Origin of the sequence: Halorubrum sp. Atlit-8R (genome assembly GCF_003666025.1) — an archaeon.
GTDB lineage: Archaea > Halobacteriota > Halobacteria > Halobacteriales > Haloferacaceae > Halorubrum > Halorubrum salinarum.
On record NZ_QPLV01000004.1, the window covers coordinates 192,744 to 214,453 of the forward strand.

General features: G+C 74.2%; 22 protein-coding genes. 4 read left to right on the forward strand and 18 right to left on the reverse strand.

Going from position 1 to position 21,710, the window contains the following annotated elements; translation table 11 throughout:
• Positions 1–54: 54 nt before the first annotated feature.
• Complete coding sequence (locus DVK05_RS11945) at positions 55–1,272, forward strand: proteasome-activating nucleotidase (RefSeq protein ID WP_121563555.1); 1,218 nt, start codon at positions 55–57, stop codon at positions 1,270–1,272.
• Positions 1,273–1,327: 55 nt separating this feature from the next.
• Here the strand turns inward: DVK05_RS11945 and DVK05_RS17710 are convergent, their stop codons facing one another.
• The 12 genes from DVK05_RS17710 to DVK05_RS12000 all read right to left on the reverse strand — a co-directional run bounded on the left by DVK05_RS17710 (position 1,328) and on the right by DVK05_RS12000 (position 14,091).
• A complete protein-coding gene (locus DVK05_RS17710) occupies positions 1,328–1,459 on the reverse strand; it encodes a hypothetical protein (RefSeq protein WP_255409713.1) in 132 nt (43 codons plus the stop codon).
• A gap of 83 nt (positions 1,460–1,542) precedes the next feature.
• Positions 1,543–2,718 carry a bifunctional oligoribonuclease/PAP phosphatase NrnA gene (locus DVK05_RS11950; RefSeq protein ID WP_121563556.1) on the reverse strand — a complete coding sequence of 392 codons (1,176 nt, stop codon included), beginning with the start codon at positions 2,716–2,718 and terminating at the stop codon, positions 1,543–1,545.
• A gap of 121 nt (positions 2,719–2,839) precedes the next feature.
• Positions 2,840–3,742: an NAD-dependent epimerase/dehydratase family protein gene (locus DVK05_RS11955; protein WP_121563557.1), complete on the reverse strand. Its 903-nt coding sequence runs from the start codon at positions 3,740–3,742 to the stop codon at positions 2,840–2,842.
• On the reverse strand, positions 3,739–4,191 hold the full coding sequence (locus DVK05_RS11960) for a DUF5791 family protein (RefSeq protein ID WP_121563558.1): 453 nt from the start codon (positions 4,189–4,191) through the stop codon (positions 3,739–3,741). Before DVK05_RS11960 ends, DVK05_RS11955 begins: the two co-directional genes overlap by 4 nt.
• Before the next feature lie 69 nt (positions 4,192–4,260).
• On the reverse strand, positions 4,261–7,488 hold the full coding sequence (locus DVK05_RS11965; RefSeq protein ID WP_121563559.1) for a hypothetical protein: 3,228 nt from the start codon (positions 7,486–7,488) through the stop codon (positions 4,261–4,263).
• Complete coding sequence (locus DVK05_RS11970) at positions 7,482–8,141, reverse strand: hypothetical protein (protein ID WP_121563560.1); 660 nt, start codon at positions 8,139–8,141, stop codon at positions 7,482–7,484. Before DVK05_RS11970 ends, DVK05_RS11965 begins: the two co-directional genes overlap by 7 nt.
• On the reverse strand, positions 8,132–8,605 hold the full coding sequence (locus DVK05_RS11975; RefSeq protein WP_121563561.1) for a hypothetical protein: 474 nt from the start codon (positions 8,603–8,605) through the stop codon (positions 8,132–8,134). Before DVK05_RS11975 ends, DVK05_RS11970 begins: the two co-directional genes overlap by 10 nt.
• 6 nt (positions 8,606–8,611) lie before the next feature.
• Entirely contained in the window at positions 8,612–9,112 is a 501-nt protein-coding gene (locus DVK05_RS11980; protein WP_121563562.1) for a hypothetical protein, read from the reverse strand.
• Positions 9,113–9,209: 97 nt separating this feature from the next.
• Positions 9,210–11,036 (reverse strand): type II secretion system protein, encoded by a 1,827-nt coding sequence (locus DVK05_RS11985; protein ID WP_121563563.1) that lies wholly within the window; start codon positions 11,034–11,036, stop codon positions 9,210–9,212.
• Positions 11,033–12,973, reverse strand: coding sequence for an ATPase, T2SS/T4P/T4SS family (locus DVK05_RS11990; protein WP_121563564.1), 1,941 nt, complete (start codon positions 12,971–12,973; stop codon positions 11,033–11,035). The genes DVK05_RS11985 and DVK05_RS11990 overlap by 4 nt, the downstream gene beginning before the upstream one ends.
• A gap of 67 nt (positions 12,974–13,040) precedes the next feature.
• On the reverse strand, positions 13,041–13,502 hold the full coding sequence (locus DVK05_RS11995; RefSeq protein WP_121563565.1) for a hypothetical protein: 462 nt from the start codon (positions 13,500–13,502) through the stop codon (positions 13,041–13,043).
• Positions 13,503–13,509: 7 nt separating this feature from the next.
• On the reverse strand, positions 13,510–14,091 hold the full coding sequence (locus DVK05_RS12000) for a DUF1515 domain-containing protein (RefSeq protein ID WP_121563566.1): 582 nt from the start codon (positions 14,089–14,091) through the stop codon (positions 13,510–13,512).
• Positions 14,092–14,165: 74 nt separating this feature from the next.
• On the opposite strand from DVK05_RS12000, the gene DVK05_RS12005 reads away from it, so the two are divergent.
• Together DVK05_RS12005 and DVK05_RS12010 are read left to right on the forward strand one after the other, a co-directional pair.
• On the forward strand, positions 14,166–15,245 hold the full coding sequence (locus DVK05_RS12005; protein WP_121563567.1) for a tubulin/FtsZ family protein: 1,080 nt from the start codon (positions 14,166–14,168) through the stop codon (positions 15,243–15,245).
• A gap of 69 nt (positions 15,246–15,314) precedes the next feature.
• Positions 15,315–16,013: a phosphoglycerol geranylgeranyltransferase gene (locus DVK05_RS12010; RefSeq protein WP_121563568.1), complete on the forward strand. Its 699-nt coding sequence runs from the start codon at positions 15,315–15,317 to the stop codon at positions 16,011–16,013.
• Positions 16,014–16,041: 28 nt separating this feature from the next.
• Here the strand turns inward: DVK05_RS12010 and DVK05_RS12015 are convergent, their stop codons facing one another.
• On the reverse strand, positions 16,042–16,692 hold the full coding sequence (locus DVK05_RS12015; RefSeq protein ID WP_121563569.1) for a riboflavin synthase: 651 nt from the start codon (positions 16,690–16,692) through the stop codon (positions 16,042–16,044).
• 153 nt (positions 16,693–16,845) lie between these two features.
• On the opposite strand from DVK05_RS12015, the gene DVK05_RS12020 reads away from it, so the two are divergent.
• On the forward strand, positions 16,846–17,166 hold the full coding sequence (locus DVK05_RS12020) for a hypothetical protein (RefSeq protein WP_121563570.1): 321 nt from the start codon (positions 16,846–16,848) through the stop codon (positions 17,164–17,166).
• An 11-nt stretch (positions 17,167–17,177) separates the two neighbouring features.
• Here the strand turns inward: DVK05_RS12020 and DVK05_RS12025 are convergent, their stop codons facing one another.
• The 5 genes from DVK05_RS12025 to DVK05_RS12040 form a co-directional block, all read right to left on the reverse strand.
• Positions 17,178–18,560: a Xaa-Pro peptidase family protein gene (locus tag DVK05_RS12025; protein WP_121563572.1), complete on the reverse strand. Its 1,383-nt coding sequence runs from the start codon at positions 18,558–18,560 to the stop codon at positions 17,178–17,180.
• On the reverse strand, positions 18,557–20,401 hold the full coding sequence (locus tag DVK05_RS12030; protein ID WP_121563574.1) for a UvrD-helicase domain-containing protein: 1,845 nt from the start codon (positions 20,399–20,401) through the stop codon (positions 18,557–18,559). Before DVK05_RS12030 ends, DVK05_RS12025 begins: the two co-directional genes overlap by 4 nt.
• Before the next feature lie 106 nt (positions 20,402–20,507).
• Entirely contained in the window at positions 20,508–20,666 is a 159-nt protein-coding gene (locus tag DVK05_RS17375; protein WP_167551915.1) for a hypothetical protein, read from the reverse strand.
• A gap of 86 nt (positions 20,667–20,752) precedes the next feature.
• The gene (locus DVK05_RS12035) at positions 20,753–20,935 is read right to left on the reverse strand and encodes an HVO_0416 family zinc finger protein (RefSeq protein ID WP_053772426.1); all 183 of its coding nucleotides are present in this window, start codon (positions 20,933–20,935) and stop codon (positions 20,753–20,755) included.
• A gap of 171 nt (positions 20,936–21,106) precedes the next feature.
• On the reverse strand, positions 21,107–21,649 hold the full coding sequence (locus DVK05_RS12040; protein WP_121563576.1) for a CDP-2,3-bis-(O-geranylgeranyl)-sn-glycerol synthase: 543 nt from the start codon (positions 21,647–21,649) through the stop codon (positions 21,107–21,109).
• Positions 21,650–21,710 lie beyond the last annotated feature (61 nt).

Consider the following 21,710-nt stretch of genomic DNA (forward strand, 5'->3'; position numbering starts at 1 on the left):
GGCATCGTGCCCCCACCCGAAGCCTCTTATCCGCGAGACGCTTTAATAAGCACAATGAGCGACACCGTCGACGACGTCGATATGCCCTACGACGAGGGAGCGGCGTCGAAACAGGAGAAGATCGACTCCTTACAGGAGCGGCTCGACGTCTTAGAGTCCCAGAACGAGGAGATGCGCGACAAGCTCCTCGACGCCAACGCGGAGAACAACAAGTACCAGCAGAAGCTCGAACGGCTCACCCACGAGAACAAGAAGCTGAAGCAGTCCCCGCTGTTCGTGGCGACGGTCCAGGAGATCACGCCCGACGGCGCCGTGATCAAACAGCACGGCAACAACCAGGAGGCGCTCACCGAGATCACCGACGAGATGCGCGAGAAGCTCGACCCCGACGACCGCGTCGCGGTCAACAACTCGCTGTCGGTGGTCAAGAAGTTAGAGAAGGAGACCGACGTCCGCGCCCGCGTCATGCAGGTCGAGCACTCGCCGGACGTCACCTACGCCGACATCGGCGGGCTCGAAGACCAGATGCAGGAGGTCCGCGAGACCGTCGAGATGCCGCTCGAACACCCCGACATGTTCGAGGACGTCGGCATCACGCCCCCGAGCGGCGTCCTGCTGTACGGGCCGCCGGGCACCGGGAAGACGATGCTCGCGAAGGCCGTCGCCAACGAGACGGACGCGACGTTCATCAAGATGGCCGGCTCGGAGCTGGTCCACAAGTTCATCGGCGAGGGCGCGAAGCTGGTCCGGGACCTGTTCGAGGTCGCCCGCGAGAACCAGCCCGCCGTCCTGTTCATCGACGAGATCGACGCCATCGCCTCGAAGCGGACGGACTCGAAGACCTCCGGCGACGCCGAGGTCCAGCGCACGATGATGCAGCTGCTCTCCGAGATGGACGGCTTCGACGAGCGCGGCGAGGTCCGGATCATCGCCGCGACCAACCGCTTCGACATGCTCGACCCCGCGATCCTCCGCCCCGGCCGCTTCGACCGCCTCATCGAGGTGCCCAAGCCGGAGACCGAGGGCCGCGAGATCATCTTCCAGATCCACACCCGCAACATGAACCTCGCGGACGGCGTCGACTTCGCCGAGCTCGCCGAGCTGACCCCCGACGCATCCGGCGCCGACATCAAGGCGATCTGTACGGAGGCCGGGATGTTCGCCATCCGCGACGACCGCACGGAGGTCACCGTCGACGACTTCCTCGAGGCCCACGAGAAGCTCCGCCAGGACGACGAGACGAACGCCGACGACTCGCTGGCGTTCGCCTGATCGCGTCGCGGCCGCTCAGTCCTTTTTCGACCGTCGCCTCCCGTCGAAGCGCCCGTTACAGCGCCGCGACGACGAGGTACGGCGCGACGAAGACCAGCAGGAACACCAGTCCGACCGCGATCCCGTAGCCGGCGCCGACGCCGGCGAGCGCGAGCCAGCCGTCGTCGACCGACGCGTCGATGTCCATGTCGGACGCACCGCGGCCCGAGACTTAAATCCGCGCGTCGCGCCGCCGGAGGCGTCGCGGCGGCCGTCGGCTCGGCGACGCGGTCACACGTCGCCCGCCATCGCGCGGAACAGCCCGTCGGCGAGCGCGTCGCGGTCGACGGTCTCTCGCTCCCCCTCTCCGGTGGGGTCGACCTCCGGTTCGATCGTCCCGCCGCCCATCCGGGAGTGCCCGCCGCCGTTTCCGCTGTCCACGTCGTCTAACACCGCCGCTATCGCGTTGCCCATGTGGACTCGGTCGTCGCGCGACCGGCCCGAGAGGTGGACGGTCTCGTCCCGCTCCCCGATCACCACGACGGCGCTGACGCCCTCGAGCTGGATCAGCTCGTCCGCGGCCTGCGGGATCGCGTCGACGTTGTTCACGCCGCCGACGTCGGCGACCGCGAACGACCCCTCGATCCGGCGCCCCGCGATCGCCCGGGCCTTCACTTCCAGCACCTCCGCGTCGACCGCGGGGTTCGCGATGCGGTCGAGCCGGTCCTGGTCGACGCCGGGGTAGAGGTAGGCGGCCGCCGCGAAGTCGGGCTCGCTGGCGCCGACGGTGAGGTGTTTCGTGTCCGCCAAGATCCCGTACAGCAGGCCCGTCGCCGTGTCCGTCGACAGCGTGAGGTCGCTCGCCGTCTCGCTCGCGTGCTTGTCCGGCGGGACGGGGACCGCGTCGTTGTCCCGGAAGTACTCGGCGACGACCGACGCGGTCGCGCCGTAGTCCGTCCGCACGTCGGTGAACAGCTCGCCGGCGCCGTCCCCGGGATGGTGGTCGACGACCGCCATCGGCAACACGCCGTCGGCCCCGGCGAACCCCCGCGGCTCGTTGTGGTCGACTAAGACGACCGACTCCGCCGCGAGGTCGCTCACGTGCTCGATCGGCTCCAGTTCGAGGTCGAGGACGGTCCGGAACGCCCGGTTCTCCTGGTGGCGGATCTGACCGGGGTACTGGACGGTGGCGTCGACGTCCACCTGGTCGGCGAGCGAGGCGACCCCGACCGCGGCCGACATCGCGTCGGGGTCCGGGTTCGGGTGCATCAACACCGTGATCTCGTCTTCGGCGGCCAGCAGTCGGCGGAACTTCACCCCGGCCGTCCGCCGGGACCGGAGCACGATCAGCCCAATACCGACCGCGATCAGGACGACGAGCGCCGCGGCGACGGCGAGTTCGGGGTTCTCCCGAGCCATGGTCGCCGCCTGCGAAAACCGGTCGCCGACCGCGCTCATCGCTCGCATGCGTTGTGGCGAGTCGCTCCCGACACATGAAGGTTCGTTACCGTTCCGACCGACCGGAACCGACGGAACGCCCCGCGATCCTGCGGCCCTGCGGCGGCGCGCCGCGATTCGACGGGGCGGTCTACTCGCTCCGCGCCCGGAACGCGCGCACGGCGTCGCGGTACCCCGACCGGAACGTCGGGTGGGCGAACTCGTAGCCCAGTTCGCGGAGCAGCGCGTTCGAACACCGCTTGCTCGTCCGGATCCGGCGCTCCGCCGCCGCGGAGAGGCCGCCGGCCGCGATCCGCTCGTCCTTCGATAACTTCTCCGGGCGCGGGACGCCGCAGGCGTCGGCGAGCCAGTCGGCGAACGCGTGCTTGTCGACCGGCTCGTCGTCGACGACGAGGACGGCGCGGTCGCGCGCCCGGTCCGCCTCCAGCAGGTGCCGGATCGACCCCGCGGCGTCGTCGCGGTGGACCATGTTCAGGTAGCCGGCCGTCACCGGCCCCTCCACGTACCGCTCCAGCCGGTACCGCTCGGGGCCGTACAGCCCCGCGAACCGGACGACGGTCCCGTCGATCCCGGCCTCCGCCGTCCGCTCGGTCGCGATCCGCTCCGCCTCGGCGAGGACCCGGGTCTTCTCGGTGGTCGGCTCGACCGGCGTCTCCTCGTCGACCCACCCGCCGTCGTGGTCGCCGTACACGCCCGTCGAGGAGGTGTACACCAGCCGGTCCGGCGGCGACGCCCGCGAGCCGTACTCGTCGACGACGTTCGCCAGGCCGTCGACGTACACCTCGCGGGCGGCCTCGGCGCCCCGTCCGCCCGAACTGGCCGCGAAGACGACCGCGTCCGCGTCCGGGAGCGCCGAGAGCGACGCCGGATCGGTCGCGTCCGCGCGGACGGCCTCGACGTCGGGGCCGACGGCGTCGACCGCGTCGAGCCCCGCGTCCGACCGCCGGACGCCGGTGACCGCGTGACCGCGGGCGGCGAGCTGGTCCGCCAGCGCCAGCCCGACGTAGCCGCAGCCGACGACGACGACCCTCATGGCTTGCGTCGCTCGATGACCGCGAGGATCTCGGCGAGCTGGCCGAGGGTCATCCTCGTCCGCCCCTCCAACGCCTGCTGGACCTCCTGGCCGGTGAGGTCGGCGTCGATCTTCGCGGCGATCGCGTCGACGTCGAGGACGGCGGTCGCCATCCCCATCAGCAGGTGGTCGCGCACCTCGGCCACCATCGCGTCGGCGTCTCGGTCCGGGTTCGCCGCCGCGAGGACGGCCGCCCCGTCCGCGAGCGAGAGCGACGCGATCTCTCCGTCGCGGAGGGCGCCCGCGTCCGCCTCGCTCAGCCCGGTCTCTCCGACCAGCCGGTCGGGATCGACCGCCGCGGTCGCCTCCGTCACCATCGCCTCGAAGGCGGCGAGCAACTCCGCCGCCGCCGGCTCGTCGGCGTCGACGTCGGGCCCGGCGCCGCGACCGTCGACGACCTCGTGGAACATACCCTCACTCGGTCGCGCCGTCTCAAAACGCCTGCGGTCGGGCGCGTGCCGGTCGGTTCCCGCCGCCGTTCACCCCGCCGTACACTCGTCTCCGTCCGCCGGCGACGCGGTCAGGGGACCCGGACACGGCCAGCCGGCGGACGTCTCCTCGCGCGTCCCGCCGACGTCGCCGACGCCGGGCGGTCCGGCGGGGACGGCGACGACGACGACCGTCCGCGTCTCGAACGCGACCGGCTCCGTGGCGCCGAGCCCGACCGACTCGCCGTCCACCTCGACGCTGACCGCGCCGGGCTCTCGGACGTACTCGAACGGGCGCCCGGGCGTTCCGACGTTCGCGCGGAGGGCGAACCGCGGGTACTCCCCGCGCACCTCGACGTGCCACGCGTTGACCGTCGCCACCCAGTACCCGGGCACGGGCGCGACCGGCAGCCCCGCGCCGACGGTCCGAACGGGCTTCGGGACCCGCTCGTCCGGGACCGACGCGACCGCCTTCCTCGCGCGCCCCTCGATCGCCGACTCGACCCGCTTCCGGCGAACCGCGCGGGACGCGGCGGTCGCCTCGTCGACGAACCGGGCCGGCACGCGGACCGCGTCCCGCCCCGCCTCCGCGCGCGCCTCGACGCGGAGGTGCGCCGCGAGCCCGAGCCGCTCGGCCGACGACAGGGACCCGACCCGGGCCGCCTCGCTCGCGACGCGCTCCGGGTACTCGCCGTCGCCGACCGCGACGGCCCGCTCGCCGAGCGAGTCGTACTCGGCCGCGACGGCGTCCAAGACCGCCTTCCGCCGTGCGCGAGAGAGGTCCGTCCGCTCCGCGAGCCGCGCCGCCAGCGCCTCGTCGACCCGTCGCAGCGAGGCGTCGACCCGTCCGGCGAGCGCGCGGCGGTCGGCGCGCAGGTCGTCGTCGCCGTCGGCCGCCGCGAGCGCCTCGTCGGCCGCGAGGAGCGCCCGCCCGGCGACGCCGATCCGGACCGTGTCGTCGGTGCCCAGGATCCGGTCCGCGATCCCGCCGGAGACGTCCCCGTACGGGAGCGTGACGTAGTTCACGTTCCGTGTCGCGAGCGGTCGCGTCGTCGTGCCGTCGACGCCGGCGACGCGCTCGCCGTCGACCGCCGTCCGCGGGAGGTACCCCGGCGACCCCTCCGGCGCGAACGTGACGGCGCCGCCCGGTCCCCCGCCGCCGACGGCGTAGGTCCCCGGGTCGCGGGCGGCCTCGCGGCTGGCGATCACCTCGCCCACGGGCGGCCCGCCGAACGCGTCGTTCACGCGGTCGAGGACGCCCTCGGTCGCCGCCTCCCGGTCTTCGGCCGCCGACTCCAACTCCGCGACCACGGCGTCGAGGTACGCGACGCGGGCGGCGACGCGCGCCCGGTCGACGGCGCCGTCGTACCTCGCCGGGGCGTCCCGGAGGCGCTCCCGCCGGTCGCGCACGGCCGCGGCGAGGTCCCGGTACGGCGTCGACTCGCCAACCGCCGCGTCGGTCATCGACGCCTCGGTCTCCACCCCGCGGACGCGCTCGGACAGTTCCGAGACGTCCCTCGCGATCCGGTCTACGTCCGCGTCGGAGCGGTCGCCGTACACGACCGTCGACCGCGTCTCGTCGCCGAACTCGACGGCCTCGCGCGCCAGCCGGTCGACGTCGCGATCGGTCTCGACGCCGAGTTCCGCCCGCGCGGCCGCCGGGGTGTCCGCGAGGTCCGGACCGGCGACGCCGCGGCCCTCGGCGGCCCCGAACGTCGCCGTCGGCCGGTCGGGCGCGTCGCCGCGCGGCGCGTACGTTCCGGTCACCGACACGCGGACGCGGTAGCGGTCCGTCGCCTCGTCCCGCGTCACGGCGCGGTCGACGCTCACGTTCGCGACCGTCCCGTTCGGCCCGCGCTTGACGACCCGGCGCTCCCACGTCGCGGTCGCGGTGCGCTCGACGACGACCGTCCGGGTCGCGCGCCCGAACGACACCGACTCGCCCGCCGACACGGTCGCGCCGTCGGTCCCCGTCCGGAGCTCGCTCCCGTCGGTCACGCGGACGCGCTCCATCCGCGACGCGTCGACGCGGCGCCACGGCTCGGCGAGCCGCGAACGCGGTCGGTCCGGCGACACCGGGCCGCCGTCGACGACCCGCGTCGCCTCCGCCTCCAGTGTCGCCTCGACCCGGTGGCTCGCCCGCAGGATCGATTCGAGGTCGTCGTGGACGCGGGTCGCGGCGCGGTCGGCCGCGTGACCGACCTCGACCGTGGCGGTCTCGCCGGTCGCCTCCCCGCCCGGGTCGAAGGCGGCGTCCTCGCTCGCCGCCGCGTCGCCGGTCGAGGCCGCGGACTCTCCCTCCACGTCCCCGGTCGGCGTCGGCGCCCCGAGGACCGCGTCGGTCCAGGCGGCCTCGCGGACGCCCGTCGGCGCCAGCAGGTCGGTCACGCCGGTCCGGGCGGTCGCGCGGGCGACGCCGCCGCGCGCGTCGGGGTCGCTGGTTCCGAACACGTCCCGCTGGACGCGGACGATGCCGGCGTTCGTCGACAGCTCGACGTGGCGGTTCGCGACGACGTTCTCGACGGGGGCGCCGGCGTACTGGCCGTATCCGCGGGCCCACGCCATCGCGTAGAGGCTGGCGGTGACCTGTCGCCCGAGCCCCGGCCCCTCCACGGGCCCGCGGTTGAGCCGGCGCTCGAACCGCTCGGTCCGCTCGTGAGCGGCCAGCGTCGGGACGGCGACCGTGACCGTCCGCGGTCGCGTCCGGTTGACGACCGTCCGACCGTCCCGGGTCGCGGTCGTCGCGACGCCCTCGAAGGTGACCCGGGTCGCGGTGCCGTTGGCGGCCGGTTCGACGCGGACCCGGTCGCGCGCGGCGACGAGGTCGTCCGCCGAGTCGACGGGCGGGAGCGAGACGTTCGCCGTCACGGCGCCGTGGTCGCTCTCGACCGCGCGCAGCGCCTCCGCGCCGGCGATCGCGAGCCGGACTCGGAACGCGTCCTCGAACGCGGACCCCTCGCGGACCGCTTCGGCCCCCGGGCCGGTCCCCTCCGGCGCGCGCGTCACCGGCGCCGCCGCCGCGTCGTGGGCGGCCTCGCGGGCGGCGCTCCTAAGCGCGGCGGTGGCGTCGGCGTCGACGCGCTCCACGGCGCGTTCGACGCGGCGGTCCTCCCCGACCAGCCCCTGCTCGGCGAGGCCCGCGGCGTACGCCGAACTCGTCACGAGCAGCAGCACGCCGACGAGCGCGAACGGGACCCGCGCCCGCTCGTCGACGGCGAACGTCCGCGCGCGACCGGCGTTCGGGGACCGACCGCGCCCTCGATTCCCCACGCTCACCACCTCCTGACGACGATCCGAACGACGCCCTCCGACGGGCGGCGCTCGCCGCTCGCATCGCCGAACCCGTCCGGGACCGGCTGTCGGACCACGGCGACGGCGACGTCGGCGGTTCGCGGCGGCTCGGGGCCGACGGCGACCGACCATCCCGCGTCGCCTACGCCGTGCGCTCGGCCCCGCCCGTCGACTCCCCGCGTCGGAACCGCCGCACCGACGATCGAATGCGGTGACGAGGCGGCCTCGCCTCGCGCCGGTGGGGCCCCGGAGCGCCGCCGCGCGTCGCTGCCCGGTGATCCTCCGGCGGCGTCGCTCCGGCCCGCTGCGTCGTCGCGCCGAACCGTCGCGTCGACGCGCGTCCGCGGGCCGACCCCCGCCCGGACGGACGCGACGGCCTCGCGGTCGAACGCCCCTTCGGCGTCGCGGACGGCGAGCAGCGCGAGCAGCTCCGCCCGCGTCGCGGTGACGCGCCGCGTGCCGTTCGGCGCGTCCCCGTCCGGGTACGTCACGGTCGCGGTCTCGGTGACGAGTCGGTCGGCGGCGTCGGTCGCGGTCGGGCCGTCGGGACCGCCGGCGTCGGTCGCGCCGAGCGCGACGACGCTGGCGGAGACGCACAGCAGCAGCACGGTCACGTCGAGGACGGTGCTGGTCACCGCCACACCACCGCCCGGAGCGTCCCCCGGACGTTCCGTCCCGGCGCCACGCGCACCGTCACCCGCCGCTCGGCGACCGCGACCGCCTCCGGCGACCGGACCCCCGGCGGTCCCGGCGCCTCCGGACCGGACGCGGCCGACCACCGCTCGCCGTCCGCCTCCAGTTCGATCGCCGTCGCCGTCCCCGGCGCCTCCGCCTGCCGCAGCCGCTCCGGCTCGACCACGCCCCCGACGGTGACCGCGTCCTCGACGCGGTCGAGCGCCGCCGCCGCGCTCGTCCGGTCCTCGCCGGGCGCCGCGTCCGCGAACGCGCCGGCGTACAGTCCCAGCGCGAGTCCGACGACGATCACCGCGACGAGCGCGGCGATCGGTTCGACGGCGGCGCGATTGGCGGCCGAGAACGGCCGAGTCGGGTCCGTCGTCGCCTCCGGCGCCGTCGAATCGCCCGGCCTCGCGGAGTCCGGTAACACGCGCGATCACCCCACGAGCGTGACGCGGACGTCGCCGTAGTGTACCCGTCGGACCGTGATCTGCTCCGGCGCCGGCGTCCAGGTCGCGTCCGCCGCCCGCGCCCGCTCGGCCGCAGCCGCGAACGCCGCCGGGTCGTCGAACGCCGCGTCCGGCGGTGCGCCGTCGAGCACGCGCCGAAGCCGGGCGTCCGTCACCGCGGCCGGCGACACGCCCGCCGTCGGCCGGACCACCGGCGTGATCCGCGGCGCGTCGAGCGCCGCCCACGCCGTCCCCCGATCGTCGCCGAGCGAGACGGCGCCCGCCGAGATCCGGATCCGGTTTGCGGCGATCCCGTGCTCGGCGGTCGCCGGATACTCCCCGTCGGCGACCGAGTCGACCGTGCGCGCGACGCCGTCGGCGTCCGGCGGCGGCGAGGCTGGAAACGCGGCCGCCACGCCGACGGCCGCGACGCTCACGACGGCCAGGCCGAGCCACGCGTACGTGGCGTCGAGGTGGGTCTCGAACATGGCGCGGCTGGCCGCGGTTTGGTATATAAACGATCGGGGTCGCGGGCCGGTGGCGCTGGCCGGCACCGGCCGCCGTCTCGGCTTCCCTCGCCGGGTATCAGAACAGCAGGCCGGCGCCGGCGAACGCGACGAGGAACGTCGCGGTGGCCGTCGGCAGCGCGATCCCGATCCGATACGCCACCAGCGTCCGGTCGAACCCGCGCTCCAGCCCCGTCGCCAGCCCGGTGAGGAGCGCGGCGAGCAGCAGCACGTACGTCCCCACGATCCGGCCGAGCACCGGCACCGACAGTGTCCCCGCGCCGCCGCTCGCCCCGGCCGGACCGCTCCCCCCTGCGGCACCCCCCGCTTCGACGCCCGCGCCGCCGCCGGCGCTCAGCCCGCCGCCGAGCGCGTCGGCGCCCGCCGCCGCCCCGGCGCCGAGCCCGCCGACGTCGACCGCGTCGATCCCGGTCGCGAGCGCGACGGTCGCCCCGCCCACGAGCGGCGCGAACACGGCGGCGGTGTTCGAGAGGGTCCCCGTGACGGTCGCCAGCTGGCGGCGCGCGTCGCGTTCGAGGTCGCGCAGGGACTCCAGCTGGTCCGCGAGCTCCAGCAGCACGTCGCCGGCGGGCCGCCCTTCCCGCGCGGCGACGGCGAGCAGCGCGATGGCGCCGCGGAGCCTGGGCGACGGGACGGCGGCCGCCGGGCCGCCCCGCCCGAGGAACGCCTCGCGGACGCCGACCCGCAGCGTGTCGCTGCGCCGCCCGGCGCGCTCGAACACCTCGCCGGTCGCGCCGTCCAGCCGCTCGCCGGCGTTCGCGACGGCGGTCTCGACCGCGATCCCCTCCGCCACGTCGCCGCCGATCACGGTCATCGCGTCGGGGAGCCCCCGCTCCACGTCGCGCACGTCCGACAGCACCGCCCGACGGGGCCGCGCGAGGACGAACAGCGCGCTCCCGACGCCGACGCCGACTCCCGCGACCGGCCAGGCCCACGGCGCCACGGCCCGCGCGGCGACGACGGCGGCCGCCGCGCCGAGCGCGAGGCCGACGAGGAGCGCCGACCCGCCGCGGTCCGGCACGTCCGGGTGATCGCCGTCGATCCGCGGCGGCGGGAACGCGACAGGTCGCCGGAAGAGCAGCCACGCCGAGGCGGCCACCAGCCCGCTCGGGAGCGCGACGAGGTACAGGCCGGCGACGAGCCCGGGGCCGATCGCGACGCCGGCGGCGGCGCCCGCGGGAAGCAATGCGATGAGCGCCAGCGGGAGCAACACGCCGAAGGCGTACAGCGCGGAGACCGGGCCCCGAACCGCGCCGACGAACGACGCGAGCCGGTCGGTCGTCCCGGAGAGCGTCGCGTCGAGCGCGCGGTCGAGGCACCGCCCGCGGCGCTCGGGGGGCGCCGTCGCCGCCGTCCGGACCAGCGCCGCGGCGCGGTCGATCGCCGGGAACCACGGGCGCCACTCGCGCGCGAACGCCTGAAGGCCGCTCGTCGGCCCGTCCGCGCTCCCCCGCTCGTGGCGGGCGAGCGCCGCGGCCAGCGGCCCGTCCCCGGTCCGCCCGGCGAACCGCACCGCGCGCTCGGTCGAGGGATCGAGGCGCATCCGTAACACGAGCCGCCCGACGAGTCCCGGCGCCGCGCCGAGCGCCCGCGTCCGCCTGAGCGACGCGAGCCACACCGGCGCCCGATGGATCGCGTGGACCCCGCCGACGAAGGCGGCCAGCCCCGCCGGTGCGGCGGCGACCGCGCCCGCGAGGAGCGCCGCGACGGCGGTGACGACCCCGCCCGCGACCATCCCGATCCGGTACCCGAGGCTGATGATCCGTTCGGGGGAGCGGTCCCACCCGAGGAACGCGACCGCCCGCCGTAGCTCCTCCGAGGCTCCCTCCCCGTCGTCGCTCGATCCGACCGGTCCGTCGGACTGTGGCGACGGGGCTCCCGTCATCGGTCGCCCCCCACGTACCTCGCTGGGGCGGTCCGCCCGGTCCGGACCGCCTCCCGGATCTCGTCGGCCCGCCGATCGACTGCCGATCGCACCGCCGCGTACGACTCGTCCGCGCCCGCGAGGGCCTCGATCAGTCGGCTCTCGCCGCGGTCGACCCGCCCCGTCGCGACGAGTCCGTCCCGGGCGCGCTCGAAGAGCGGCTCGAAGCTCACGCCGTCGCCGCGGTCGACGACCTCGACGATCGATTCGATGCGGTGGGAATCGAGGACGGCGACCAAGTCGGTCGCGGCGAACGACGAGCGGGGGACGCCGAGGTCGGTGACGACGCGCTCCTCGACGGCCGCCGGATCCTCGCCGTGGATGGTCCCGAGGACGGTCTCGCCGGCGGCGCCGACGCGCATCGCCTCGTACAGCGCCCGCGCCTCCTCGCCGCGCACCTCGCCGACACTCAGCGCGCCGCCGCCCATGCGGAGCGCGGTCCGCACGGCGTCCGCCGGCGCGAGCTCGGCGCCGTCCCCGACGCGGAGGCGCTGGGCGTCCCGGCCGGCGTCCGCGAGCGCGTCGACTGGCAGTTCCGGCGTGTCCTCGACGACGACCGTCCGCGTTTCGGCGGGTAGCTCCCACAGCAGCGCTCCGAGCGCGGTCGTCTTTCCGGCCGCCCGTCCCCCGGCGATCAGCCCGGCCACGCCGCGCTCGACGGCGACCGACAACACCCCGGCGGCCGCGGGCGTGAGCGTGTCGACGGACGCCAACCGGGCGAGCGTCCACGCCTCCGGGTCGCCGCGCCGGAAGGTGAACGAGAGGCCGTCGCTCGCCGGCGCCGTGGCCGCGGCGACCCTGACGCGCCCGGTCTCGGACTCGATCGTCGCGTCGAGCGTCGGGGTCGCCCGCGAGAACGCCCGCCCGCTCTCCCGCCGGAGCCTGGACGCGAGCGTGGCCGCCCTCTCCGGCGGGAGGCGCACGTTCGTCCGGCACCGCTCGCCGTCGAGGACCACGCGGAGGGGGTTCTCCGCGACCGGCGCCGTCACCGTCGCGTCGCTCACGCGCTCGTCGGCGAAGACGTGTTCGAACGCGCCGTAGCCGTGCGTGTGCCGCCGCAGCACCTCGGTCAGGTCCCCAACCGGATCGCCGTCGTCCGCGGCCGCCCGCACCGCTCTCCCCGGCGCCCTGTCGCCCCCGCGAGGATCGTCGAGCAGCCGGTCCCGCGCGTCGGCCAGCGTCGCGACGGCGTCGGCGTCCAACTCGGCGCTCGGCGGCGTGAGGTGGTACGTCCTGAGCGAGCCGTCGCCCTCGTAGAGTCGGACGGTCGCCCCGGTCGCGACTGTCCAGCGGTCGACCAGCGTCGCGCCCGGCGGCGGCGCGGCCGCGACGCGCGCGGTCGCGGCGGTCGGGCCGACGTGCGCACGGAGAATCTCGTCGAGGTCGCGGTCGCCTTCGACGCCGTCTGCGCCTCCGGCGAGTTCCTCGGCGGCCGACAGCAGTCCCGTCTCGGTCGCGACGCGCTTCGCGGCCCCCGCGCGCCCGGCCGCCTCCGCCGCCGCGCCGAGCGGGTCGCGGACGACACGGTCGGCGAGCCGTTCCTCGTGGAACCCGATCCGCTCGCGGAACCGTCCCGCGGCGATCAGGAGTTCGGCGGCGCGGTCCGCGTAGGAGCGCTCTCGCCCGCGGTGCCGCGTCCTGATCACGTCGGCGTCGCGGTCGGTGAGCGCCGAGACGACGGTCGCGAGGCAGTCCGGGCTCGCGGCGAGGTCGCCGCGCCCGGGGCAGCCGTCGGCGTCGACGTCGAGCACGACCCGGTCCCCGACGCCCGTCCCCACGGGCTCGCGGAACGTCGGCTCGCACCGACACGCGCCGGCACCGTCGTCGACCCACGGGAGCCGTCCGAGCCGCGTCTCGCCGTCGCCGCCGGCGAGCCGTTCGGTGAGGTCGAGGTTCATGCCGGCCGTGGCCGCGGTTCGGTATATAAACGATCGCCCGATCACTCGCCCCCGCTCCCGACCCGCTTCAGCCGATGCGACCGATCCGGACCGTCGGTCCCCCGTCGTCGACGTACCGGATCCGGACCCGGTTGGGTCCCGGTCGGAGTTCGATCGGGCCGCCGACGAGGTCGACGGCCGTCTCCGCGGGTCCCGTTCCGACGCGGAGCGTGCGCTTCGGTCCGCCGTCGATCCGGTACGCGAGCGCGACGCCGCCCGGTCCCTCCGCCGACTCGACGAGCGCGACGCGGTCCGTCTCGGCCGCGGCGAACCCCGTCGGCACGCGGACGAGGACCGTCGTCCCCGCCGCCATCGCCGGATCGCTCACGGGGGTCGACCCGCTGACGACGCCGCCGATCGCTCGCTCCAGCCGGTCCGTCTCGGCGCCGAGCCGCTCCGCCGTCGTCGCGGTCCGGGCCGTCTCGACGGCGGGCATCGACGCCGCCAGCAGCGCGACCGCCACGAGGACCGTGAGGACCACGCGGATCACGGCGCGCTCACAGCGACTCCCGGAGCCGGTCCAGCGCGTCCGTCGCCCACGCGCCGCCGTCGTCGCTCGCGCCCCCGCCGCCCTCGACGCTCCCGCCGTCGCCGGTGCGAGGGCCGGAAGCCCGCCCGTCGTCCGGCAGGGCGGCGTCGAGGGCTCTCTCCGACGGGACCGCACTGTCGGGACTGGCTTCCTCGTCCGCGTCTCGATCTGGGCCGCCGACTCCGTTACGGCCGGCCCCTCGACTCGCTTCGGTCGCCCGCGCAAGCGCCAGGTCGGCCCGCCGCTCGACCTCGTCGTTGACTGCCCTGACCGCTCCCGCGTAGCCGCGGATGGCCTGCGTCGCGGCCTCCAGCTCCGCGACGCGCTCCTCCACGTCGTCGAGCCGCGATTCGAGCCGCTCGCGCTCGGCCGTCGCCCGCGCCTCCGTGGCCGCGTCCGCCGGCCGCGCGTCGCCTCCGGTCACCGCGCGCTCGACGGCGCGGAGCCGGGACTCGATCCGGTCGTTCGGGCCGTTCGCGTCCGTCGGGGTCGCGCTCTCCGCCTCCGTCTCCGCTCTCGGCGGCTCGGTCCCGCGTGCGTGATCGGTCATGCGGCCCGTTGCCCGCGGCTCCACTCTTAAAACTCGGGGAAAGGGTATTGTCGCGGGGGGTGGTACGACCCCGCATGAAAGCAGTCCTCCTCGGCGTCGGACAGGCCGGCGGAAAGCTGGCGACCGCCATCACCGAGTTCGACGCCGACGCCGGCTACGGCGCGGTCCTCGACGCGCTCGCCGTCAACACCGCCGCGGCCGACCTCGACCCCCTCCCGCTCGAAACGGTCCTCGTCGGGCAGTCGCGAGTCAACGGCCACGGCGTCGGCGGCGACAACGAACTGGGCGCCGAAGTGATGGACGAGGACGCCGTCGAGGTGCTCGACGCGCTCGCCCCGAAGGTCACCGCGGAGGCCGAGGCGGTGTTCGTCGTCGCCGGCCTCGGCGGCGGGACCGGCTCCGGCGGCGCGCCGGTCCTCGTCCGCGAACTGAACCGCGTGTACGACGTGCCCGTCTACGCCATCGGCGTCCTCCCCGGCCGCGACGAGGGGACGATGTACCAGGTGAACGCCGGGCGGTCGCTGAAGACCCTGGTCCGCGAGGCGGACGCGACGATCCTGCTGGACAACGACGCGTGGCGCTCCGCGGGCGAGTCCGTCGAGGGCGGCTACGAGGCGATCAACGCCTCGATGGCGAAGCGGATCGGCCTCATCCTCGCCGCCGGCGAGGCGGTCGAGGGCGTCGGCGAGTCGGTCGTCGACACGAGCGAGGTGATAAACACGCTCCGCTCGGGCGGCATGGCCGCGGTCGGCTTCGCGTCGGCGCCCGCGGCCGAGGACCCGCAGGAGAACGTCACCACGGTGACCAGCGCGGTCCGGAGCGCGGTGATGACGGGGCTCTCGCTGCCGAACGCGACCGACGCCGACGCCGCCCTCGTCGCGGTCGCGGGCGACCCGGACCGGATCTCGCGGAAGGGCGCGGAGAAGGCCCGGAAGTGGCTCCAGGAGGAGACGGGGTCGATGCAGGTCCGCGGCGGCGACTTCCCGCTCGACTCCGACCGGATCGCCGCCCTGGTCCTCCTCGCGGGCGTCGAGCGCTCCCAGCGTGTCGAGGCGTTCTTAGAGCGCGCCAGGCAGGCGGTCCGCGACGAGCGCGAGGAGAAGCCCGACCCGGCGGCCGCGTTCGAGAACGACGAGATCGACGATCTGCTGTAGCCGCGGCGCTTTCTCCCCCGTGAGACAGGTTCCGCACCTTTTTGGTCACGCCCGGTGGAGTTTCGCCCGATGACTAACCCGTGGGACGACTGGGACCACGTGCTGAAGGTCGACCCCGACAAGGACCTCCGCCCGGGCGAGACCTTCGAGGACGTGTGCCGGACCGGGACGGACGCGATCGAGATCGGCGGGACCCTCGACGTCACCGCGGAGAAGATGACGCGCGTCGTCGACGCCGCCGCCGAGTACGACGTGCCGCTGTACCAGGAGCCGTCGAACCCGGGCGTCGTGATCGACTCCCCGTCGCTCGACGGCTACCTGATCCCCACCGTGTTCAACGCTGGCGGTCCCTTCTGGATCACGGGCGCCCACAAGGAGTGGGTGCGCATCGACGACCTCGACTGGAGCCGGACCCACACCGAGGCGTACATCGTCATGAACCCCGAGGCGTCCGTCGCCCAGCTGACGGAGGCCGACTGCGACCTCAGCGCCGACGACGTGGGGGCGTACGCGAAGGTCGCCGAGCGCATGTTCGGCCAGGAGATAGTCTACGTCGAGTACTCGGGCACCTTCGGCGACACGGAGAAGGTCGCGGCCGCCCACGACGCCTTAGACGACGCCACCCTCTTCTACGGCGGCGGCATCCACGACTACGAGTCGGCCAACGAGATGGCCGCCCACAGCGACGTGATCGTCGTCGGCGACCTGCTCCACGACGAGGGCGTCGACGCCGTCCGCGAGACGGTGAAGGGCGCGAAGGACGCCTGAGACGGTCAAGAGCGCGGTCAGTTTCCGCTCAGTCCGCTCCCGCGTACCCGTCCAGCATGTTCTCGACGTACTTCGCGATCACGTCCACCTCCAGGTGAACCGGATCGCCGACCGACTTCTCGGAGAGCGTGGTGAGGTCGTAGGTGGTCGGGATGATCGCGACGTCGAACTCGTCGCCGCGCTTCTCGGCGACCGTCAGCGAGATGCCGTCGAGCGTCACGGAGCCCTTGTCGACGAGGTAGCGGTCCTGTCCCGACGGAATCGCGAAGGTGAACCGCCAGTCCTCTCCGACGCGCTCGATCCCCCGGACCTCGGCGACCGTGTCCACGTGGCCCTGGACGACGTGGCCGTCGAACCGCCCGTCCGCGGGCATCGCGCGCTCGACGTTGACCGCGTCGCCCTCGCGCACGTCGCCGAGGTACGTCTTCGCGACCGTCTCGCTCGCGAGGAACACCTCGAACCAGTCGGGCTCGTCACCCGTCGCCTCACCGCCGTCGCTCGCCTCGGCCGCGCCGCCAGTCCCGTACTCCTCGACGGTCAGGCAGACGCCGCTCACGCTTATCGACTGCCCGTGGTGGAGGTCGTCGAACCCGTCGACGCCGATCCGCAGGCGGAGTCCGTCGTCGGTCTCGGTCCGCTCGCGGACCGCGCCGGTGCCCTCGACGATGCCGGTGAACATACCGGAACTGGGGGCGGGCGACGGTTATCGGTTCTGGGTCAGCGCGGTCGACCGAGCGGGCCGGTCGCGCGCCGCGGCACGCCCTCGTCCCGCGCCGCGCCGCAGCGGGATGCGCCGGGCCCCTTTTCTCCCCCGGGGATCAACTGAGGGTCGATGCGACTCGGACTGCTGGACATGATCGGGCTGGCGGCCTCGCTCGTCTTCGCGCTGCCGCTCGCCAACTACGCCATCATCCGGCTGGCCGCCGGCGAGACCGCGCTCGGTGCCGGGCTGCTCGTCGTCGCCGCCGCGATGGTCATCCTCCCGCAGTACTTCCTCGACCCCGCGCGGATCGCCCGCAAGCTCTTGTCCGGGCTGCTGCCGCGCCAACTGCGCGGCGACCCCGACGGGACGGCTTCGGGTCGAGAGGGCGACGACGAGTCCGGGTCGACGGACGCCGCCGCGGTCGACGGCGACGACGCGACGGGGCGGTAACTCGCTGGCCTTCAGACGGCGTCCGCGTCCGACCGCTCCTCCGGCGCGATACCGAACGGGTACTCGGCCAGTATCTCGTACCCGTCGTCGGTGACGACGATCAGGTCCTCCAGCCTGACCCCGCCGATCTCGGGGTCGTAGACGCCCGGCTCGACGGTCACGACGTGTCCCGGTCGGAGCTCGCCCGCGCCGGACAGCGACGGCCCCTCGTGGAGGCTCACGCCGACGCCGTGGCCGGTGCCGTGGGTGAAGCCGGCCTCGCCCTCGCCCGCGTTCGGGTCGAAGCCGTACGCGGCCAGCTCCGCGGCCGCCTCGCCGTGGACGGTCTTCGCCGGAACTCCGGGCTCGACCTCGTCGAGCGCCGCCTCGCGGGCGGCCTCGACCGCGACGTACGCGCGGCGCTCCCAGCCGCCGTCGCCGTCGACGACGAACGTCCGGGTCACGTCGCCGTAGTACCCGTCCGGGCCCCGCGGCGAGACGTCCAGCAGCACCGTCTCGCCGGGCCGGATCGGGTCGCCGCCGACGTAGTGGAGGTCGGCCGCGGAGGGGCCGGCGCCGATCACCGTGTTGCCGGCGTCGCGGACGCCGCGCGCGGCGAGGACCGCGTTCACCTCGCGGCGAAGCCGCTCGGTCGTGAGGGGCTCGTCCCTCCAGCGGAGCGGGGGACGGCGGTCCGTCTCCGCCTCCTCGCCGCCGTCGGCCCCGTCGTCGTCACTCCCGCCACCGGCGACCTCGCTCTCGGCGAGGACCGCCTCGGCGCGGGCCATCCCGGCGACCGCCGCGCGCTGGACGCGGCGGAGCCGGTCGACTTCGGCCGGCGCCTTGCGCGCCCGGGCCTCGGCGACCGCGTCCGTCGAGGCCAACTCGGCCCCCGCGCGTTCCAGGTACACCGCCGCGTCGTGCGGGATCGAGGCGGGCGCGAGGACGGTCGGGTCGTCGCCCTCGGCCGCCGCGCTCGCGCCGTCGACGAGGTCCTCCACGACCGCGGCCGCACGCTCGCCGGCGTGGTCGCCGACGCCCTCGGTCCGGACCTCGCGAGCGACCCCGTCGTGGAACCGCTCCTCGGCGTCGGCGGTGGCCTCCGCGCTCGGCGCGCGAGCGCCCGCGACGAACTCCCGCTCCGCCTGCTCGCGGAACAGCGCGGGGGCACAGAGGACCGCGCGGGCGTCGCCGCCGCTCGTCGTCCCGCCGCTCGGCGCGACGACCAGCGCGTACGGGCGGTCCGGACCGGAAAAGCGCGTCAGGTAGCAGAGGTCGTCGTCGGAGCGGTCGCCGACGGCGACGAACGCCGCCGCGTCCGCCTCGCGGACCGCCTCGACGACGGGCCGGAGGTCGGTCCGGAGCGGGCGGGGTCCCCCATCGCCGTCTCCCGGCGTCGCGTCGCCCCCGCTCACGGCTCGGGTTCGGGGACCGCCAGCTCCGCTTGGACCTCGTCGACGAGCTCCTGGGCCGGCTCGTCGCGGAGCTCGTTGAAGAGGAGGACGCTGATCGGGAGCGTCGGCGCGCCGCTGATGAGGCTCTCCATGATCACGAGCCGCTCGCGGGCGCGGGACATCCCGACGTAGAAGACGCGGCGCTCGTTGTCGGTGAGGACCGGCACGGGGCTCGTCGACTTCGTGAACTCCTCGACGCCGTCGACGTCGGTCGGGTCGTCGATGGAGGCCGCCATCTGCTCGACCACCTTCTCAGTGAGGTCGGTGGCGACGAACACGTGGTCGGCCTCGCGGCCCTTCGCCGAGTGGATGGTGCCGACGCGGACGCGGGTCGGGTCGGTGCCCCGGTAGTCGCCGTCGAAGTACGCGCCCATCGACTTGCGCTGGAAGCTCGTCACCTTCCGGACCATGTCGTCCGCGCTCGCGGTGTCCGGCATGAAGGGGATGTACTCGTTCAGCGTGTCGGCGGCGACCTCGATCTCGGCGACGTCGTCGGCGTCGGCCGCCTCCTCGCGGTCGTCGAGGAAGTCGTAGAACTCCTCGCGGTCGTGGGTGCCGAACGCCGAGTCCTGGAGCATGTCCGCGAGCCGCCGCGCCTCGAGGCCGGTGACGGGCTCGTCCGCCTCGGCCTTCTCGATGGCGCTGACGTAGTCCTGGACCCGGTCGGTCCACATGCGCCCGTCGGTGAGCATCGTGAACGGGATGCCGTGGTCGATGAACTCGTCGATGAAGTCGAACATCTGGTAGCGCGCCCGGAACAGGCACATGATGTCGCCCTCGTCGTCCTCGACGGTGTACCGGACGTTCCGGACGAGCTCGATCATCGAGGGCGACTCGATCGCCTCGACGGTGCCGCCCTCCTTGCGCGGGTGGAGGTCCTTCTCCTGGCGCTTCTCGATGTGGCGGATCTCGGCGTTGACGACGTTGAGGATCTCCGAGGGGAGCCGGTAGGAGTTCGGCAGGACCACGTCCTCGTCGACCTCGGTGTCGAGGAGGAGGTCGGGGTCGGCGCCCTGCCACGCGTAGACGACCTGGTCGTCGTCGCCGGCGATGAGCACCTTTTCCATGTGCGGGCGCCACTCCTCGAAGACGTTGTACTGGAGCGTCGTGATGTCCTGGAACTCGTCGATGATCAGGTAGTCGACGCTGGGGACCAGCGAGCGCTGCGCGACCCGTTCGAGCATGTCGGCGAAGCCGACGAGGTCGTTGTCGCCCTTGTACGCGCGCCACGCCCGGATCGTCTCGGGGATGTCGATCCGGTCGTCGTCGGAGGGCCACGTCGGCGTGTACTTGTTCCCCTGCTGGGCGTTCGGGTCCTCCTCGGGCGGGAGCCGGACCTCCTCGACGTTCCACTGGAAGGGCACGTCGTACCAGTCGGCCACGTCGCGCTCGGTGCGCTGGAGCCACTGCGAGGTGGCGATGATCTTGTTGCCGATGGTCGTCGACCGCGCGGTGCGGCGGCCGGCGCCGCCGTGCTGGTCCTCGAACTCGATGCCGTACTCCTCGCAGAACGCCTCCTTGTCGTCCTCGCCGACCACGTCGCCGCGCGAGAGGTCGAGCAGCTCGTACGCCTTCGCGTGCATCGTGCTGACGTTCCCCTGGAGGCTGCGCGGGGAGACGCCGAGCCGCTCGGCGAGCCGCTCGCGGATCTCCGCCGCCGCCGCGCGCGTGTACGAGACGACGAGCACGTCGCGCACGTCGGCCCCCTCCTCGTCGAGAATCTCCTCGACGCGGTCCAGGAGCGCGGTCGTCTTCCCGCTCCCGGGACCCCCGAACAGCCGCGTCACCGTGGTATCAGTCATTGTTACCCCCAGATTCCGACTCTCCTTAAACGCCGTGGCTCGGCGGTCGTCGCCCCGGGCTCCGGCCCGGCCGCGACGGACGGGCGCCTCGCCGGCCAGGCGGCCGTCAACTGCTCCGCGTCGCGCGGGCCTCGCGGACGTCGGCGCCGTCGCGGACCAGGTCCTCGCAGGCCGGACAGACGCGGGGCCGATCGACCTCGTTCGGAGTGAACACCCGAACGTAATCTGTCGTGACGAACGAACCGCAGTTCTGACAGGTCGGCATGGTAGTCACTATCGGGTAATTCCTCATAATACTACCGGGGAGTACGACGGAAAGAAAATCCCTACACCGCGGCGTCGCCGCGGGGGTCAGTTCGGCCGCCAGTCGCAGACCGAACACCGCGCCGTTCCTTCCTCGTGGAGCGCACCGCACTCGGGACACTGGAGCTTGTTATAGGATCGCTCCCAGCTTACGATCTCTGTCTCGTGGCCGTGATCCGAGAGGAACTCGTCGAACACGTCGTCGTCCGAGCTGGGTGCACTACTAGACATGCGTGCCATGGTATGCCACACCAGCATATATATCTTTCTGCCGTTCTCGTCGCTGTGAATTACGCGACCGTTCGATCAGTTTTTCTGACCGGAAGCGCAACTACGAAAGTTCGGAACGTGTTGGCCGTCACAGAAGGTAATTCCTGTCGCGGAAGACGATTCCCGTCGCGTTCACCACGGCTCGTTCTTGACGCCGAGCGCGTACGCCCCGACGTTCGTGACCACGTGGAGGACGGGCGTCATCACGAGGACGACCGCGAGGACCCGCGGCGTGAACACCGCCAGCGCCCAGTCGGTGTCGACGACGAAGGCGAGGACCAGCGCGCCGACGACGAAGTCCAACTGGTCGAGCCCGGGGAACGCGGCGCCGCGCTCGCGCCCGGACCGGCGCTTGAGGAAGGAGGCGCCGATGTCGCCGCACATCGCGCCGAACGCGAGCGCGACCGCCGCCGGGAGCGCGAACGTCGGCAGGTCGGCGCCGAGCGCGGCGCTCGCCGGGTCGGCGAGGCGGTTGAGCGCGAGCGCGAGCAGCACGCCGACGAGTGTCCCCACCGCGGTCCCGCGCCACGTCTTCCCGTCGCCGAGCAGCCGCGCGCCGCGCCACTCGCGGCCGCCGTCGATGGGGCGGCCCCCGCCGGCCAGCACCGCGGCGTTGTTGGGGACGTACGCCGGGAGCATCGCCCAGAACGCGGTCGCAACGAGCGTACCGATCATGTCCTCACCGCCGGCGCGCGGCGTTTTATAAACCCCGGATCGGGCTTGCGGTCGTCGCCGC

Bases quoted from the DNA above. Each gene is read 5' to 3' on its own strand.
- DVK05_RS12005 (WP_121563567.1), top strand. From the start codon at position 14,166: ATGAAAGCAGTCCTCCTCGGCGTCGGACAGGCCGGCGGAAAGCTGGCG.
- DVK05_RS12015 (WP_121563569.1), bottom strand. From the start codon at position 16,692: ATGTTCACCGGCATCGTCGAGGGCACCGGCGCGGTCCGCGAGCGGACC.
- DVK05_RS17375 (WP_167551915.1), bottom strand. From the start codon at position 20,666: ATGCCGACCTGTCAGAACTGCGGTTCGTTCGTCACGACAGATTACGTT.
- DVK05_RS11955 (WP_121563557.1), bottom strand. From the start codon at position 3,742: ATGAGGGTCGTCGTCGTCGGCTGCGGCTACGTCGGGCTGGCGCTGGCG.
- DVK05_RS12020 (WP_121563570.1), top strand. From the start codon at position 16,846: ATGCGACTCGGACTGCTGGACATGATCGGGCTGGCGGCCTCGCTCGTC.
- DVK05_RS12010 (WP_121563568.1), top strand. From the start codon at position 15,315: ATGACTAACCCGTGGGACGACTGGGACCACGTGCTGAAGGTCGACCCC.
- DVK05_RS11960 (WP_121563558.1), bottom strand. From the start codon at position 4,191: ATGTTCCACGAGGTCGTCGACGGTCGCGGCGCCGGGCCCGACGTCGAC.
- DVK05_RS12000 (WP_121563566.1), bottom strand. From the start codon at position 14,091: ATGACCGATCACGCACGCGGGACCGAGCCGCCGAGAGCGGAGACGGAG.
- DVK05_RS11950 (WP_121563556.1), bottom strand. From the start codon at position 2,718: ATGCGAGCGATGAGCGCGGTCGGCGACCGGTTTTCGCAGGCGGCGACC.
- DVK05_RS12030 (WP_121563574.1), bottom strand. From the start codon at position 20,401: ATGACTGATACCACGGTGACGCGGCTGTTCGGGGGTCCCGGGAGCGGG.
- DVK05_RS17710 (WP_255409713.1), bottom strand. From the start codon at position 1,459: ATGGACATCGACGCGTCGGTCGACGACGGCTGGCTCGCGCTCGCCGGC.
- DVK05_RS11985 (WP_121563563.1), bottom strand. From the start codon at position 11,036: ATGACGGGAGCCCCGTCGCCACAGTCCGACGGACCGGTCGGATCGAGC.
- DVK05_RS12035 (WP_053772426.1), bottom strand. From the start codon at position 20,935: ATGTCTAGTAGTGCACCCAGCTCGGACGACGACGTGTTCGACGAGTTC.
- DVK05_RS12040 (WP_121563576.1), bottom strand. From the start codon at position 21,649: ATGATCGGTACGCTCGTTGCGACCGCGTTCTGGGCGATGCTCCCGGCG.
- DVK05_RS11990 (WP_121563564.1), bottom strand. From the start codon at position 12,973: ATGAACCTCGACCTCACCGAACGGCTCGCCGGCGGCGACGGCGAGACG.
- DVK05_RS11980 (WP_121563562.1), bottom strand. From the start codon at position 9,112: ATGTTCGAGACCCACCTCGACGCCACGTACGCGTGGCTCGGCCTGGCC.
- DVK05_RS11945 (WP_121563555.1), top strand. From the start codon at position 55: ATGAGCGACACCGTCGACGACGTCGATATGCCCTACGACGAGGGAGCG.